Here is a 15015-nt window from a genome sequence, read left to right as displayed (position 1 = left end):
GGCTACGTAAGAATCCCTCGACTTCAGTCGGCGGGAGTGTCAACTGCCTGCAAGATAGCGCCGACGCCGGATAGACAAGCTCCAGAGGAGATTGGGATTGAGAGCCCTATTCGGGGATGCGGTGCATCCGGCTGGGATCCCAACTTAAAGTCACCTCCGTCCCTTCCGGCAACTGCTGCAAATTCAGGCCGGGGTTGGGTTGCACAGCCAAAAGTTTCACCTCACAGCCCGACACCCATACCTGATAGCGAATGAAAGCCCCTAGATAAGCAGTGTCGCAAATCCGTCCCCGCAAGCGGCAGTGGCCATCGGGGATCCCTTCTTCAGATAAGTCAATCCGAATGTGCTCCGGGCGCAAAGCAAACAGGGCCGCTTCTCCCACGCATCGTTCCGCCAGGGATCCCTCGATCAAGTTGGTTTGGCCGATAAAACCGGCTACAAACCGGGTGGCAGGTCGCTCGTAGAGCTCTGCCGGGGATCCCACCTGTTCGATGCGCCCGCGATTGAACACGGCAATACGATCGCTCATGGTCAGGGCCTCTTCTTGGTCGTGGGTGACGTACAAAAAGGTGAGACCAAGGCGGTGTTGTAGGGCCTTGAGTTCAAACTGCATCTGTTGGCGCAACTTCAAATCCAGCGCCCCCAAAGGTTCATCCAGCAAGAGCACCTGCGGTCGGCCAACCAAAGCCCGCGCCAAGGCCACCCGTTGCCGTTGCCCCCCTGAAAGTTGGCTGGGTTTACGGGATCCCAGATCGGGCAGTTGTACCAGCTCCAGCGCCTCTTGCACTCGCTTCTGGCGCTCCTTCGGCGGTATGCCGCGGATCATCAAGCTGTAGCCAACGTTCTCCGCCACCGTCATGTGGGGGAAGAGAGCATAGTCCTGAAACACCGTGTTCACAGGCCGTCGGTAGGGCGGCAGACCCAAAACATCCTGGCCGTTCAATTCGATCTGCCCCTCATCCGGACGCTCAAAGCCCGCGATCATCCGCAGACAGGTGGTTTTGCCCGAACCCGACGGCCCCAACAACGTAAAAAACTCCCCCTGCTGCACCTCCAAATCCACCCCGTCCACCGCTTGGATCCCGGAAAAGTTGCGGCTGACCCTCCGCAAACGAATGGCAGGCGGGGATCCCTCCTCTCTCCCGGCTTGGGATTTGGCGGAGCTGACATCAGAGGCGAGGACAGATTCGGCAACCATATCGACACAGGCAGCAAATGAACCCATTATGAGGGATCCATTTACAGAGGTTGACAGGTCTCAGCAAGGCAGGAAAGGTTCCAGGCCAAGAGCAGAGGTGGTGTGCGAGGGTGAAAGCTCGCCGGAAACCCACCCGACCGGTCGCGAAAGCGGGCCGGAGGCCTTTCGCGAAAGCGGGCCGGAGACCTTGTTTCTGGATGGGATCCCTTGACCACTGGGGATCTGAGTCCCACCCTTGTTACAGAAATTTAGAATCGTTACAATAAGTTAGAATCTTTGCTCATCTTTGCATTGCAGGTTTTATCCTATGGCACTCACTCAGCAGTTTCCCGTGCTGCTTGCCTCGGCTTTGCGTCACGACAGCGTGGCCCCGCGCTGGTCTCAGGTGGCGTGGACCGTTTTGCGGGTGGTGGCAGGGCTATTCATGATTCACAACGGCCTTGACAAGCTGGCAGATATTGAAGGGTTTGCGACGGCTTATGTAGAAGTGATCGGGTTGCCCTTCCCGATCTTCTTCGCTTATGTGGCTGCCTATACCGAGCTGATCGCAGCTCCGATGGTGGCGTTGGGTTTGTTGACCCGAGGGGCAGCACTGGGCTTGTTCGCCACGATGGCGGTGGCCATGTTCCATCACATTAAGGTGGCCGGCTTCAGCGTTCCCTACTTGGAGCTATCCGCCATCTACGCAGCGATCTTCCTGGCCTTTGCGGTGAATGGGGGGGGCTGGTTCTCTGTGGATCAGCTCTTGGTGAATGCAATCGAGTCGTGGCTGAACCGCGCCAGCCGGGAAAAGTTGGAGAGCTTGCAGTCTTCGTTGCAGGCCACGGAACGGGTAATTGCGCTGGGCGAGGAAGAGGCCGAGGCCGCCAAGACCACCGGATCCTGAGCTTTGGTGGCCATTCCCGATAGCGGCGAGGCTGCTCCTCTCTCCCTCTGAGAGAGAGGTTAGCAGTGAGAGTCATCCTGCTAAACGCGGCTGGCGGCCCGCTCCATTAGACGTTGGTGGGTGGAGCGCACAGGCTCTCCTGGCTTGGGTTGCCGCTGCACGTAGGTGCCATCAGGGCGCAATTCCCAGGCCTGCCGGTTGTCCGTCAGGCAGATGTCCAAGATCGCCTTGAGCTCCCGCTGCAACGCGGGATCCTCCACAGGGGTAACCACCTCAACGCGCCGATCCAGGTTGCGGGTCATGTAGTCGGCACTGCCGATGAAGTACTCTTCCTGGCCGCCATTGTAGAAGTAGAAGATGCGGGAGTGCTCCAGGAAGCGCCCGATGATGCTGATCACGCGGATGCGTTCGCTTAGGCCTGGGATCCCAGGCTTGAGGCAGCACATGCCGCGCACAATGAGGTCGATCTCCACCCCGGCTTGGCTGGCCTCGTAGAGCAGCCGGATCATTTCCGGGTCGGTGAGAGAGTTGATCTTGACGATGATACGCCCCTGGCCCCCCGCTTGGGCATGGCGCATCTCGCGGCGGATCAGGGCTTCCATGCCTTGGCGTAGGGTTCTGGGGGCCACCAAGAGCTTGCGGAATTGCCGTTGCCGTGAGTAGCCCGTCAGTAGGTTGAACAATTCCGTAACATCGTTGCAGAGGGTCTCATCGCAAGTGAACAGCCCTAGGTCGGTATAGATACGGGCGGTTTTGGGGTTGTAGTTGCCGGTACCGATGTGGACGTAGCGGCGCAGGGATCCCTCCTCTTCCCGCACCACCAAAGCCAGTTTGCAGTGGATTTTCAGCCCCGGCAGGCCGTAGGCCACGTGGACCCCGGCTTTCTCCAGCTTTTTGGCCCAGAGGATGTTGTTTTCTTCGTCGAAACGGGCTTTGAGCTCCACCAGAGCGGCCACCTGCTTGCCGTTTTCGGCGGCCTGAATGAGGGATTTCACCACCGTCGAGTCGCCGGAGGTGCGGTAGAGGGTTTGCTTAATGGTGAGCACTTGGGGATCGTTGGCGGCCTCCTCCAAAAACCGTTCCACGCTGGCGGCAAAAGAATCGTAGGGGTGATGCACCAACAGATCCCCTTCCCGGATGACGGCAAAGATATCCACCGGCTCATCGCTGACCGAGGCAGTGCGCAGGCGGGGCGGGGTGACCGGCCCCCAAGGGGGATCCTTCAAATCGGGCCGATTCAGGCTGAGAAACGCCATCACCCCCCCCATACTCAAGAGGCCATCCACTTCGTACACCGAGTCACTGTTGAGGCGCATCTCTTCGCTGAGCCGTTGTCGGATGGCTGCCGGAGTTTGGCTGGCAATCTCCATGCGCACCACTGAGCCGAAGCGGCGCTTGCGCAGCTCTTCTTGAATGGCAGCCAGCAGATCGTCGGCCTCGTCCTCTTGGATTTCCAGATCGGCATCCCGGGTGATGCGGAAGGGGTAGTACTCCAGCACCTGCATGCCGACAAACAGCGCTTCCAGATGGTGGGCAATCACCTGATCCAGCGGCACAAAGCTCACCCCATCCCGCAGCGGCACAAAGCGGGGCAAGGTGTTGGGCACCTTCACGCGAGCAAAATGCTCCTTGCCAGTCTCTGGATCCCGCACCACCACCGCCAAGCTGAGGCTGAGGTTGGAGATGTAGGGAAAGGGATGGCCCGGATCCACTGCCAAGGGGGTGAGCACCGGAAACAAACGCCTCTCAAAGTAGTCCCGCAGCTCCTGCCGTTCCAGCTCGTCCAGCTCGGAAAAATCGCGGATGTGAATGCCCTGTTCCGCCAGCTTGGGCACCAGTTCCTGCCGGAAGCAAGTGTGCAATTTTCGAATCAGGGGGCGCAGGTGGCTCGAGATCTGCTGCAACTGCTGCTGCGGTGTAAGGCCATCCGGGGTTAGCACCAACACGCCCGTTTCCAACTGACGACGGATCACCGCCACCCGCACCATGAAAAATTCGTCCAGGTTGCTCTCAAAGATGGCCAGAAACTTCAGCCGCTCCAGCAGAGGTGTGCGCTCATCCAGGGCCTCGTGCAAAACCCGGGCATTGAATTCAATCCAGCTCAGCTCCCGGTTGAAATACTGCTCCGGCAGAGCATAGCCCTCTTGGATGGGTGTAGTCCGGATCCCTGGTTGTCCGGCATCCGGGGGGCAGCCCGTCGTGTCAGGGTTGCAAGGTGGCCAGGAAGGGTCGGTTTCCTTGGGGCGCGGAGTCATGGCGGCAGAGGGCTGGGTTGTCTCAAACACGTCAACAACGGCTGGAGCCGACCCAATCCTATCCTGCTGGGTTCTGCTGAGGCGAAGGGGAAGGGCCCAAAACGGGCTTGGGCGGACGTTCAGGCAGCAATCCTTGAGAGCGCGTCAGAAGAATCACCTGGAGCAGGATCCCAATCAACAGAATACGCAGAGGGCCGGCTCGGGTGGCCCATTGGGGCGGCAGACGGTTGGTGAGCCACTCGCTGCCCGACCACACCCCCCAAATCACCAGCGCTCCCAGCAAGGCGCCGCGATTGTTGCCACTGCCCCCTGCGATCAACATCACCCAAACGATGAAGGTGGCAAACTCCGGTTGAAAGGCTTCTGGGCTGATGAAATTGACAAAATGGGCGTAGAGGGCCCCCGCCAACCCCATCAGCATGGATCCCAGCACAAACGCCTGCAGGCGAAACTGGAGCACATCTTTGCCGGCGGCCATGGTTGCCGGTTCATCCTCGCGAATGGCCCGCAGCACCCGCCCCCAGGGGGAGCGATAGGCCCGCTCCGCAGCCCAATAGACCACCGCCAAAATGACCAGCACCAAGCCCAAGTAGAGAAGGGTATCCTGACCTGGGATCCAGCCGCGAAAGGGTCGCGGAATGCGGGTAATTCCCCGCACACCGTTGGTGAGCCAGCCCTCATTCCTCAGGATTTGGCTGATGATCTCGGCAATGCCGATGGTGGCGATGGCCAGGTAGTCGGAACGCAGCTTCAGGGTAATCAAGCCGATCAAAAAGGCAATCGCTCCGGCGACGGCCACAGCCACGGCAAAACCCACCCAAAAGGGTAGATTGAAGCCGCCCAGATGTTCGGCACTTGGGGGTGTGGTGACAATGGCGCTGGCATAGGCTCCCATGGCAAAAAAAGCTCCCACCCCGATGTTGAACATGCCGGCGTAGCCCCACTGGACATTGAGGCCCAGCACCAGCACGCCGTAGATCCCCACCAAAACCAGAAAGAAAATGCCGTAGCTCAACATCAGACATCCCCCCCACCCGGGGATCCCAGTAATCCTGTGGGTCGGAAGATCAGCAGCAATACCAATATGGCGAAGGCCACCCCGGTTTTATAGGCCGGGTTGATCACCAAGGTCGAGAATTCTTCCGCCAGGCCGATCACCACTCCTCCGGCAATAGCCCCGTAAGGGCGACCGATGCCGCCGAGAATGGCCGCTGCAAAAATGGGCAACAATAGCCGCCAGCCCATGGTGGGGTGCAGCCGGGTATCCATACCCAGGAACACACCTGCTGCACAGGCCAAAGCTGCGCCGATGGCCCAAGTCCAGAGAACGATTCGCTCCGTATCAATGCCGGTAACCTTGGCCAGCTCAAAATTGTCGGCCATGGCCCGCATCGCTTTGCCCACCCGTGTGCGTTGTAAGAAAAGATGCAGGGCCACCACCAACAGGGCTGTTCCCACCAGGATCACTGCCCAATCGGGCTTGATGCGCAGCTCTCCAAGCCGCCACGGCAACTGGATCCCGCTGCGGTACACCTGATTGTTGGGCCCCCAGATGATCTGCACCAGGCTGCGCAGAATCAGGGCGGTGCCAAAAGAAGAAATGAGCAAGATCACTGGTGCCTCCCGGCGCAGGCGGCGATAAATGAGTTGGTCGATCCCAACTGCACAAAGTACCGTGGCCAAAGCTGCCGGGAGCAGGCTGACCCCAATTGGCCAACCCAACCCAACAAATGTCAGGCCGAAGTAGGCCCCCAGGGTCATCAGATCCCCGTGGGCAAAGTTGGCAAAGCGCAAAATGCCAAAGGTCAGCGACACCCCAATTGCTCCCAGGGCGTAGATGCTGCCCAAGACAAGGCCGTAGATGAAAAGTTGCAACAGTTGGGTCACGCTTGCCCCCGAAAACCCCTTGCCCTGATGATGCCACGGGTTTGCCGAGAGCGGGATCCGGCTCAGCGCAGCGGAAGGATACGGCTGATCGCGCCAGCGGGACGGAGTCCTAAGAAAGCTAGGGTAGGGGAGAGCGCCCACAAGGAAGAAGATCCATGCAGTCCAGGTCTTTGTCCATCCTCAGCTCCCTGGCAGCTTTGGCCCTGTTGAGCCTTGCCTGCGGAGCGCTGGAGCCATCCCCAGACAGGGATCCCACACCTGCGGATCCCATTCCCACTCCCCAGTTAATCTACGAAGACATCACCCTCACCCAAGCCAGGCCCGACGGCGGCATTCTTTGGCGCTTACAGGCTCGCCTGGCCGAATACGAGCCCCCCTCCGAAGGCAGCGCCACTCCTGTGCAGTTGGGATCCGCCCATTTGCAGGCCGTTCAGGGGGAATTCTTCGACGAAGACAACCGCGCCATCCGCACCCGCGCCGAGCGAGGATCCGCGTACCCCGGCGAACGACGGCTGGAATTGACGGGTCAAGTCGAGGTGGAATCAGAGCGGGATAATCTGCGTCTGCAGGCCCAACGGGTGGAATGGCTGCCGGAACAGCGCCGCCTCCAAGCCGAGGGCCAGGTGAAAGTGGAGCTGTTGGATGGGCAGGGATCCCTGCAGGGGGAGCGGCTGCTCGTCGACTTTGGCCAAGCCCAGATGCAGTTGGAGAACCTGGATCCCACTCAGCCTGTGCGGGCAGAATATAGGACTCCGTCCCGCCGGCGCGATCGGGATCCGGATCTGGAGCTGGCTGCCAGCCGTTTTCTGTGGCAATTTGGCGTCGGGGAAGTGCAGGCAGTAGGGTCTGTAGAGGTTTACGCTCCCTTACAAGCTTTGCGCCTCAGGGGCGAGCAGTTGCGGGCTCCCCTGCCTCTAACCGAGTTGCGCATATTGGGCAACGGGCAAGCCAAAGCCGAGCAAACCGGTCAAGAGCTGCAGGCCCAGGAGATCCGCTGGCGCATCGGCTCCACCCAGTTGCAAGCCCGAGGCAACGTGCGCTACCGCCAGCCCGGCCAGGCTTTGACTGTCAGAGGCAACCAAGGGATCCTGGATTGGCAGGCCAACACTGCTCGGATCCAAGGCAACAGCCAAACCCAGCTCACTTTGCCCTAAGGGGGGCTGGGGGGAAGCAGAAAGCTGGCCGAGAGCATGGCAGGATAGGGATACTTTAAGAAACGTATCAGGTGGGTTGTGGTGAGTTTTAAGGACTCCGTCTCGCTGACGCAAACAGGATGTTTCCCCGCCAGGGCTGGCGCTGCTGCAGAACGCCCCAACATCCTGCTGATCGTGCTGGATACCCAGCGGGCAGATCGTCTCTCCTGCTACTGGTCGGAAGCGGAGCGTGCCCGCCAACTGCCCACCAGCCCCAACCTGGATCGGCTGGCTGCCGAATCCACCCTCTTCGAGCGGGCCATCGCCCCTGCCCAATGGACCATCCCCTCCCACGCTTCCCTCTTTACGGGGGAATATCCCAGCACCCACCAGACTGTCCAAGCAGATCTGGAGCTGAGCCCCGCCCTGCCCACCCTGGCAGAGCTGTTGCAGCTGAGCGGCTATACCACTGTGGGCTTTTGCAACAACCCTCTGGTGGGGATCCTGAAAAACGGCTTGCGGCGCGGCTTTGAAACCTTTTACAACTACGGTGGCGCTCTGCCCACCCGCCCCCCCGAGGGCAACCCCTTGCCTGCCCCCCTAAACCGCTGGCTGGCCGCCTACACCCAATTTTGGCGGCGGCTCTCCTACCCGGTGCAAAACGCCTTTGCCCGCTCCGACACCCTCTTCCAACTGGCGCTGCACCCCTGGTTTGCCTCCCTCTGGACCCGCTTGGTGAACTTCAAGGGCAACACCGCCGCCTCGATTGCGGACTTAAATCGCTACTTGCACCAGATGGCCCGCCGCCGGTCGGATCCTAGAGCACGGCCCTTCTTTTGCTTTGTCAACCTGATGGAGCCCCATCTGCCCTACTGGCCGCCGGAGCCCTTTGTGCAGAAATACGCCCCCTATTTCAAAAGCAACCGCGAGGCCCGCGACTTTCTGCGCCAATACAACGCCCAACCCTACCGCTGGATGGCGCCCCTGCCGGAACCCCTCTCCCCGCTGCAAGCTCAGGTGCTTCGGGATATCTACGATGCAGAGGTGGCCTACCAAGATCATCTGCTGGGATCCGTCTTCGACACCCTGCGCCACACCGGCCTGGAGCAGAACACGCTGGTGGCCATCGTCGCCGATCACGGCGAAGGCCTGGGAGAACACGACTTCGTCGGCCACGCCTTTGTGGTCTACGAAGAGCTGATCCGCGTGCCCCTCATCCTGCGCTATCCCGGCCACTTCCCGGCAGGAAAACGCATTGCCACCCCCGTTTCCACCCGCCGCCTCTTCCATACCCTCCTGGAAGCTGCCGGCTTTAGCCCCAACCTTTCCCCCAACGGTGCCCCCTGTGTCAGCCTCAAGCTCCGCCGCGAGGTCGCCCGCCTCAGCTTGGCCCGCACCTTGGCAGGGGAAGATCCCGAGCAGGGAACAGTGCTCAGCGAAGCCTTCCCGCCCCACCTCCTCATTCGGGCTATGGAAAGCCGTAACGACAGCCTGCTGCGGGCGCGTGCCTGTTACGACATCCGCCGTGCCTTCTATGAGGGGATGACCAAGCTCATCCAAACGGGGGATCGTCCCAGCCTCTACAACTTGGAGCAGGATCCGGCGGAGCTGCGGGATCTGCTCTGGGTCGGCGACGGGGATCCTGTCTCCTCTCTCCCTGATGCTGATCCGCAACGCTGTCACGACGGGTCGGCGGGGGAAGCCGGCTGGGGATCCCTTTCCCCCCAGGCTTGGCTGGCTCGCCTGCAGCAGGGGCTGAGAACGTGGGTGAGCTGGGCAGAATCCCGACAGCCCAGCACGGCTCCTCGCAAGGTGAATGTGGAAAGCGATGCCGACTTGGTGCGGCAGATGCAGGAGCTGGGCTACTTGGAGTAGCTATTCCAGCCCTCCTTCCTCCTCCCTGTGATCCCGCACATAGCCGTTTAGATCGTAGTCATCCATGTCATCTATCTCCTCCGGATCCGCCGTTGGCCAATCCTCATTTTGCCCGCCGATAATCACGCGGCTGAGGCCGATGTATTCCAGGCTGAGGGTGCGCAGGGCGTTGATCAACACATCCAGCGCCATCGCATCGGCGGTGCCCAGATCAAACCAGCAGCGGGCCCAGTTGTCCTTCTCTTCCAGGGATCCCATGTTGTGCATTAGGGAAGGCAAGGGCTCCGATTCGTTGGGATACTCCAGATAGCTCAGATCCACCTCGGCCTCTTGGGCCACCAGACGCTCGGCGTTAAATCCGCCCAGCTTGCCCAGCACGTACCATGACTCCAGCACCTCGTTGAGGTACTCCAGCTCAGCTTCGACCGGCGGCTCGGCAAACTCAAACCAGATCCACAGATTTCCCGGATCGCACTCGCGAAACTCCACTTGCATGGACAGTTCCTCTGCAAGGCCTACGGCCCGCTGACGCGATGGGGCCCAGCTTCTGATCTTAATCTGGCTCTGCTCACCCATTGGTGCAACGCCCAAAGCTCCTGCACTTTTGTGCCATGCGAATCCCTCCAGCAACAAATCTTGCCGTCAGGGTGGCCGCTTGGAACCACGGGATCCCTCCTGCCGAGGCCATCGGCGGTTAGGACGGACATGGCGCAGGCGGTTGCCGGGAAGTCCGTGGCAGCCAGACGGCCCCAAAGCATCCTATACTGTTGCGGCTGTCCTAATCACGCTGTCCGAATCACGAGGAACCTGCCGCTTATGTCTGAGCTTCTCCCTTTGCCTTCCCTCCAAGACCGGGTGGCTGTGGTCACCGGAGCCAGCCGGGGCATTGGCCGGGCGATTGCCCTGCACCTGGGGGCCATTGGAGCAAAAGTGGCGATCAACTACGCCCGCTCCGCTGCCGAAGCCGAGTCCCTGGTGGAAGAGATCGCAGCCCTGGGGGGAGAAGGGATCCCTGTGGCCGCCGATGTGTCTTGCCCAGAGGCGGTGGAGAGCCTGTTTGCCCAGGTGATGGAGCGGTGGGGTCGGGTGGATGTGCTGGTGAACAATGCCGGCATGGCCCGCGACACCCTGCTGCTGCGCATGAAGCCAGAAGATTGGCAGGCGGTGCTGGATCTCAACCTGACGGGGGTCTTTCTCTGCCTGAAGGCAGCCGCCAAGATCATGGTGAAGCAGCGCCAGGGGCGCATCATCAACATCACCTCGGTGGTGGGCTTGGTGGGCAATGCCGGCCAGGCCAACTACAGCGCCGCCAAAGCAGGGGTGGTGGGCCTCACCAAGACAGCAGCTCGCGAGCTGGCCAGCCGCAACATCACCGTCAACGCCGTGGCACCGGGGTTCATCACCACCCAAATGACCGAAAAACTGGATCCTGGCCCGATTTTGGCGCAGATCCCCCTGGGGCGACTGGGATCCCCGGCAGAAGTGGCAGGGCTGGTGCGTTTTTTGGCGGCAGATCCGGCGGCGGCCTACATCACAGGACAGGTTTTCGCCATCGATGGCGGCATGGTGATGAGTTGAGCCTTCTACCACGCCAGGGCTAGGCCATCGGCACGAGGTTCGGAAGCTGCAATGAAGTGATCCCCATCCCGCAAGAGGATCTGTCCCCGGCCAAAAAGGCCGTAATCCTCTTCTGCCTCCACCACCTGCACCGCATGGCCGCGGGCAGAGAGTTCGCGCACCACCTGGGGCGGCACTGTGCTCTCCAGGGCCACTTGCGGGATCCCTTGATCCAACAGCACTCGCCAGCGGGGCGCATCCAGGGCCGCTTGGGGGTTTAGGCCGTAATCCACCAAGTTCACCACCACCTGCACATGGCCTTGGGGCTGCATCGTCCCTCCCATCACACCAAAAGGGCCGAGAGGGATCCCTTCTTTAGATAGAAAGGCGGGGATAATCGTGTGGTAGGGGCGCTTGCGGGGGCCCACCTGGTTGGGATGGCCGGGCTCCAGGGTGAAACCGGTGCCGCGATTGTGCAGGGCAATGCCCGTGCCCGGAACCAGCAGGCCGCTGCCGAAGCCATCGAAATTCGACTGAATCAAAGACACCATCAACTCCCTATCGGCTGCAGCCAGATAAACCGTTCCCCCCTCCGGCAGCCCTGGCGGAGCCAAGGAGATTGCCTCAGCCCCGATCAACTGCCGCCGCCGCTGCGCATAAGCCTTATCCAGCATCTGGGCAGGACTGACCCGCACATACTCCGGATCTGCCACCTGTCGGCTCACATCGGCAAAGGCCAGCTTCATCGCCTCGATCTGCAGGTGATAGCGCTCGCCGATGGGGATCTGCCCCAGCTCAAAACCCTCCAAAAGGTTGAGCGCCATCAGAGCGGCAATGCCCTGCCCGTTGGGGGGGATCTCCCAGACGGTGTAGCCCCGGTAATCCGTATGGATGGGTTCCACCCAATCGGCCCGGTGCTCAGCCAAGTCGGCGGGGGACAGGAAGCCGCCCGTGGCCTCCGAGAAAGCCAGCAACTTCTCCGCCAGCTCCCCCCGGTAAAAACTCTCCCCACCGCTACGGGCAATCTCTTCTAGGGTTTGAGCATGCAGGGGGCTGCTCCAGCGCTCTCCAGCCCGTGGGGCACGCCCTTGGGGAAAGAAAACGGCCTTGAAGGCGTCGTGGCGGGGATCTGGCAGGGGCAAATAGATGGCCTCCGCCGCCTGCCACAATTGAGCAACTCGGGGAGAGACCGGAAATCCCTCTTGCGCCAGACGAAGGGCAGGCACAAACAGACGCTCGAACGGCAGCTTTCCCCAGCGCCGGTGCAGGGCCTGCCAAGCGGAAACTGCCCCCGGCACCGTCACCGCCGGCCAATCGTAGGGGGGGATCTGCTCATGATCCCGGCAGCGCTCCGGCGTCAGGGCGGCTGGGCTGCGACCGGAAGCATTCAACCCATACAGCCGACCCTTCTCTCCCCCCTCCCACACCAGGGCGAAGGCATCACCCCCAATGCCGTTCGAGGTTGGCTCTACCACCGTCAGAGCCACCGCTATCGCCACCGCTGCATCCACGGCATTGCCGCCCGCCCAGAACATCTCCATGCCCGCCATTGCTGCCAGAGGTTGGCTGGTGGCCACGGATCCCTGCCTACCCATTACCACCCGTCGCCGCGAAGCAAACGGATAGCAATCCAGGGCCTGCCGCAAAAAAATGGGTGCTTGCATATCGCTACGCGACGCTCTCGCGAATGGGCTGTGCTTCCTACACAGGCAGGTTATCGCTACGCGACGCTCTCGCGAACAGGAGTGTGGCCAACTCCGCAAAGCTGTCCACCACCACATCTGCCCCAGCGTGGCGCAGTTCCTCGGCGGTGAAAGCCGTGGTAAGGCCAACCGCAAAACAACCGGCTCCCTTGGCGGCGCGGATCCCGTAGGTGGAGTCTTCAATCACCAAACACAACGCCGGATCCAGCCCCACGGCGGCAGCCGTTTTCAGGTAGGGCTCTGGGTCGGGCTTGGCCCGCTGAATATCTTCGGCGGTAATCACCGCGTCAAACCAGCGGTGCAGGTCGAAGCGCTGGAAAATCTGCGCCTGATCTCGGCGGATAGCTGAGGTAGTGACGGCCAGGGCAGAAAAGCGCCGGCGGCTGGCCGCCAAAAACTCCAGCACCCCCGGCACCAGTGGTACCTCTGCCAGCAGCTCGCCAAAAGCCTTGGCCTTTTCCTCGATCAGGCGCTGCACCAGCAGGGGCTGTTCCGCAGGCGGGGTGTCCGTCTGGTGTTGGACGAGGTACTCGAACATATCGCGGTCGGTGCGCCCTTTGAACTGTAGGGAGATGGGGGCCAAATCCAGAGATAGGTGGCAGCGTTGCAGGGCAATGGCTCCGGCGCGGGCATGGATCGGTTCTGAATCCACAATCACCCCGTCCATATCGAAGAGCAGGCCGGCAGTCGCATCAGCGATGCGGTTCCCCTGCCGCAGGCGTAGCACTTTGGGTGGCATAGACAGTTGGGCTACAGGGATCCCCTTTAACAACCATACTGCCCCGTCTCCATCCCCCACCCGCAGAAGCGGCTGGTGATCTGCCAGATGGGATCCAACACATCGGTCAGGGCGTGGTCGCTCTCCACCGCCACCAGTTGGGCCCAGGGGCGACGGGCCACGTAGTCTCGGCTGGCTTGAATGGGGATGGTTTCATCTTGGATCCCATGCACAATCAAGGTGGGCACAGGCCGTCGCAACGCCCCATCCGGGTAGCGTTGGGCATCGGCAACAAAGCCGTACTCCAAAGCGAGAGGACGGCCTTCTCCGTAGTGAAACACCATGAGCTGTCCGGTTCGCTGCCAAGTCTCCACCGCCTCTGCCCCCAACCGCGGTAGCCAATGGCCCAGAAAGCCGAAAGCCGGCGCCAAAAGCACCAAGCGCTGCACACAGGGTTGTTGTTCGGCAACCCAGGCAGCCACCAGCCCCCCCAGGCTAGAGCCGATGAGAGTGACAGGCGGGTAGTTCATCTCGGCGAGCTGATCAGAAACCTGCTGGATCTGGCGGGTCAGGGTGAGCTGGGCAAAATTGTCCTGGTTCAGATCGGGCACCTGAACAGGGATCCCCACCTGCTGCAGCCGCTGCCGAAAAAAAGTCGCCTTGGCCGACTGGGGCCCAGAGCCGAATCCATGCAGGTAAATGGCCAACACGGAAAGGGATCCCTATGGCCCTGTGGCTGCCGAGAGCCAGCCCGCTCCCAACACCACGCTGATGGAGAGGAAAAGGGTCGCTACCGTCCAGGTGATGCGGTTGAGGTTTTGCTCAGCACTCTTGGAGCTGGAGAACAACTGAGCCTGCCCGCCAATGCCCGCCAACCCATCTCCCTTGGGGCTGTGCAGCAGCACCAAGATCACCAGCAAGATGGCTGAGGCCGACCAGAGAAACTCGAAAAACGCTTCCATCGCAGCGGATCCCCGTAGGGCAAGTTGCCAAAGCCATTATCGCTTGGAACCTCATCTTAGCGCACCCTGCCTCGGCATCGCTCCCATTTCAAACTCAACTCGTTCAAACTCAACTCGGCAGGCCCAGACCCATCTACTTGCTTCTCAGGTGGAACGGGTGCTGCTCCTTCTGGGGGTGTTGCTTTGCCTCAAAAAACGACCCCAAACGGGGCCGCTCGGTCTTTTCCGAATCTCTATGGAGATCTCCAGTGGATCCCCAGCTCACCTAGAACAAGGGTGAAAAGCATCCACCTCAGTAGCTTACACCCCGGTAAGTCAGGGGCTGATGAGGGTGAGGCATCGCTTTCTTGCTGGTGTGGTGCACACAGAAGGTTTGACCGCGATACTGAGCTTGCAACTCCTCATCACTGAGCTGAGTATGCGCGGGAACGTAGTCAAAGGTGTTGCCACGGAAAGAGAGTTTCATAAGTCGCCTCCATCAACGAAGGGTTGAGTTTGTTGTTGTTGAACCGTAAGCCACGGAGAGAGTGGCGCGATTCAGTTGAGGCGCGTTCCTTCGGGAAGACCCCTACTTCCGTCTCTGCACAGCTCCCAACCAACGGTGAGCCAACTGCAGAGATGAACGATTTATCCTATGTCTGTATCATAACTTACGGTTTTGCAGGTTTTTGGGGGATTTATAGAAATTTAACAAAACGCACGGAATTCCCCACCCTCTGTAGGGTGGGGATGGATAGCGCCACTGGATTTGTGGAGCACTCAGAACTAGGTTGTGTTGATCTTTCATTTGAGCCAAAAGAGAGCACTGACGAGATAGAGAAAACTCAAGAAGTTCCTGGCC

15 protein-coding genes and 1 riboswitch are annotated in these 15015 nt (G+C 60.7%); of the genes, 5 read left to right on the top strand and 10 right to left on the bottom strand.

The genetic code is table 11. From position 1 onward, the window contains the following. Window positions 1-106: 106 nt before the first annotated feature. Complete coding sequence (locus NW816_RS07875) at window positions 107-1198, bottom strand: ABC transporter ATP-binding protein (protein WP_414408803.1); 1092 nt, start codon at window positions 1196-1198, stop codon at window positions 107-109. Window positions 1199-1505: 307 nt separating this feature from the next. On the opposite strand from NW816_RS07875, the gene NW816_RS07870 reads away from it, so the two are divergent. Then, window positions 1506-2084 carry a DoxX family protein gene (locus tag NW816_RS07870; RefSeq protein WP_414383449.1) on the top strand — a complete coding sequence of 193 codons (579 nt, stop codon included), beginning with the start codon at window positions 1506-1508 and terminating at the stop codon, window positions 2082-2084. A gap of 80 nt (window positions 2085-2164) precedes the next feature. Here the strand turns inward: NW816_RS07870 and ppk1 are convergent, their stop codons facing one another. The 3 genes from ppk1 to NW816_RS07855 are packed head-to-tail and all read right to left on the bottom strand — an operon-like array spanning window position 2165 to window position 6226. Continuing rightward, entirely contained in the window at window positions 2165-4339 is a 2175-nt protein-coding gene (gene ppk1, locus NW816_RS07865; protein ID WP_414408853.1) for a polyphosphate kinase 1, read from the bottom strand. 58 nt (window positions 4340-4397) lie between these two features. Further along, window positions 4398-5357 (bottom strand): branched-chain amino acid ABC transporter permease, encoded by a 960-nt coding sequence (locus NW816_RS07860; protein ID WP_414408802.1) that lies wholly within the window; start codon window positions 5355-5357, stop codon window positions 4398-4400. Beyond that, window positions 5357-6226 (bottom strand): branched-chain amino acid ABC transporter permease, encoded by an 870-nt coding sequence (locus NW816_RS07855; protein WP_414383445.1) that lies wholly within the window; start codon window positions 6224-6226, stop codon window positions 5357-5359. The genes NW816_RS07860 and NW816_RS07855 overlap by 1 nt, the downstream gene beginning before the upstream one ends. A 155-nt stretch (window positions 6227-6381) precedes the next feature. Between NW816_RS07855 and lptC the strand changes: the two genes are divergently transcribed. Next, window positions 6382-7380, top strand: coding sequence for an LPS export ABC transporter periplasmic protein LptC (gene lptC, locus NW816_RS07850; protein ID WP_414408801.1), 999 nt, complete (start codon window positions 6382-6384; stop codon window positions 7378-7380). A gap of 81 nt (window positions 7381-7461) precedes the next feature. Then, window positions 7462-9234: a sulfatase gene (locus NW816_RS07845; RefSeq protein WP_414408800.1), complete on the top strand. Its 1773-nt coding sequence runs from the start codon at window positions 7462-7464 to the stop codon at window positions 9232-9234. Here NW816_RS07845 and NW816_RS07840 read toward each other — a convergent pair whose 3' ends face one another. Continuing rightward, window positions 9235-9729, bottom strand: a complete 495-nt coding sequence (locus NW816_RS07840) for a DUF3531 family protein (protein WP_414408799.1) — start codon at window positions 9727-9729, stop codon at window positions 9235-9237. Between the two features lie 321 nt (window positions 9730-10050). Here NW816_RS07840 and fabG point away from each other — a divergent pair, with 321 nt between their 5' ends. Continuing rightward, complete coding sequence (gene fabG / locus NW816_RS07835) at window positions 10051-10812, top strand: 3-oxoacyl-[acyl-carrier-protein] reductase (protein WP_011433672.1); 762 nt, start codon at window positions 10051-10053, stop codon at window positions 10810-10812. A gap of 5 nt (window positions 10813-10817) precedes the next feature. Here fabG and NW816_RS07830 read toward each other — a convergent pair whose 3' ends face one another. The 5 genes from NW816_RS07830 to NW816_RS07810 all read right to left on the bottom strand — a co-directional run bounded on the left by NW816_RS07830 (window position 10818) and on the right by NW816_RS07810 (window position 14640). Continuing rightward, window positions 10818-12455 (bottom strand): gamma-glutamyltransferase family protein, encoded by a 1638-nt coding sequence (locus NW816_RS07830; RefSeq protein WP_414408798.1) that lies wholly within the window; start codon window positions 12453-12455, stop codon window positions 10818-10820. Window positions 12456-12492: 37 nt separating this feature from the next. Further along, window positions 12493-13233 (bottom strand): HAD family hydrolase, encoded by a 741-nt coding sequence (locus NW816_RS07825; protein ID WP_414408797.1) that lies wholly within the window; start codon window positions 13231-13233, stop codon window positions 12493-12495. A gap of 26 nt (window positions 13234-13259) precedes the next feature. Beyond that, entirely contained in the window at window positions 13260-13922 is a 663-nt protein-coding gene (locus NW816_RS07820) for a YqiA/YcfP family alpha/beta fold hydrolase (RefSeq protein ID WP_414408796.1), read from the bottom strand. A gap of 12 nt (window positions 13923-13934) precedes the next feature. Continuing rightward, a complete protein-coding gene (gene secG / locus NW816_RS07815; protein WP_011433676.1) occupies window positions 13935-14174 on the bottom strand; it encodes a preprotein translocase subunit SecG in 240 nt (79 codons plus the stop codon). Window positions 14175-14466: 292 nt separating this feature from the next. Beyond that, window positions 14467-14640: a DUF4278 domain-containing protein gene (locus NW816_RS07810; protein ID WP_083757650.1), complete on the bottom strand. Its 174-nt coding sequence runs from the start codon at window positions 14638-14640 to the stop codon at window positions 14467-14469. A 79-nt stretch (window positions 14641-14719) separates the two neighbouring features. Beyond that, window positions 14720-14801: riboswitch (Glutamine riboswitch) on the bottom strand. Here NW816_RS07810 and NW816_RS07805 point away from each other — a divergent pair. Further along, window positions 14793-15015 (top strand): hypothetical protein (locus NW816_RS07805; protein ID WP_414408795.1); only part of this gene is annotated, 223 nt, incomplete at its 3' end. (Overlaps the previous riboswitch by 9 nt.)

Origin of the sequence: Synechococcus sp. W55.1 (genome assembly GCF_047461655.1) — a bacterium.
GTDB lineage: Bacteria > Cyanobacteriota > Cyanobacteriia > Thermostichales > Thermostichaceae > Thermostichus.
This window is presented reverse-complemented; position numbering and strand designations above follow the sequence as displayed.

What these genes read in the sequence shown, in the direction of transcription:
- NW816_RS07875 (WP_414408803.1), bottom strand. Translation starts at nt 1,198, where the DNA reads ATGGTTGCCGAATCTGTCCTCGCCTCTGATGTCAGCTCCGCCAAATCC.
- NW816_RS07870 (WP_414383449.1), top strand. Translation starts at nt 1,506, where the DNA reads ATGGCACTCACTCAGCAGTTTCCCGTGCTGCTTGCCTCGGCTTTGCGT.
- ppk1 (WP_414408853.1), bottom strand. Translation starts at nt 4,339, where the DNA reads ATGACTCCGCGCCCCAAGGAAACCGACCCTTCCTGGCCACCTTGCAAC.
- NW816_RS07860 (WP_414408802.1), bottom strand. Translation starts at nt 5,357, where the DNA reads ATGTTGAGCTACGGCATTTTCTTTCTGGTTTTGGTGGGGATCTACGGC.
- lptC (WP_414408801.1), top strand. Translation starts at nt 6,382, where the DNA reads ATGCAGTCCAGGTCTTTGTCCATCCTCAGCTCCCTGGCAGCTTTGGCC.
- NW816_RS07840 (WP_414408799.1), bottom strand. Translation starts at nt 9,729, where the DNA reads ATGCAAGTGGAGTTTCGCGAGTGCGATCCGGGAAATCTGTGGATCTGG.
- fabG (WP_011433672.1), top strand. Translation starts at nt 10,051, where the DNA reads ATGTCTGAGCTTCTCCCTTTGCCTTCCCTCCAAGACCGGGTGGCTGTG.
- NW816_RS07830 (WP_414408798.1), bottom strand. Translation starts at nt 12,455, where the DNA reads ATGCAAGCACCCATTTTTTTGCGGCAGGCCCTGGATTGCTATCCGTTT.
- NW816_RS07825 (WP_414408797.1), bottom strand. Translation starts at nt 13,233, where the DNA reads ATGCCACCCAAAGTGCTACGCCTGCGGCAGGGGAACCGCATCGCTGAT.
- secG (WP_011433676.1), bottom strand. Translation starts at nt 14,174, where the DNA reads ATGGAAGCGTTTTTCGAGTTTCTCTGGTCGGCCTCAGCCATCTTGCTG.
- NW816_RS07810 (WP_083757650.1), bottom strand. Translation starts at nt 14,640, where the DNA reads ATGAAACTCTCTTTCCGTGGCAACACCTTTGACTACGTTCCCGCGCAT.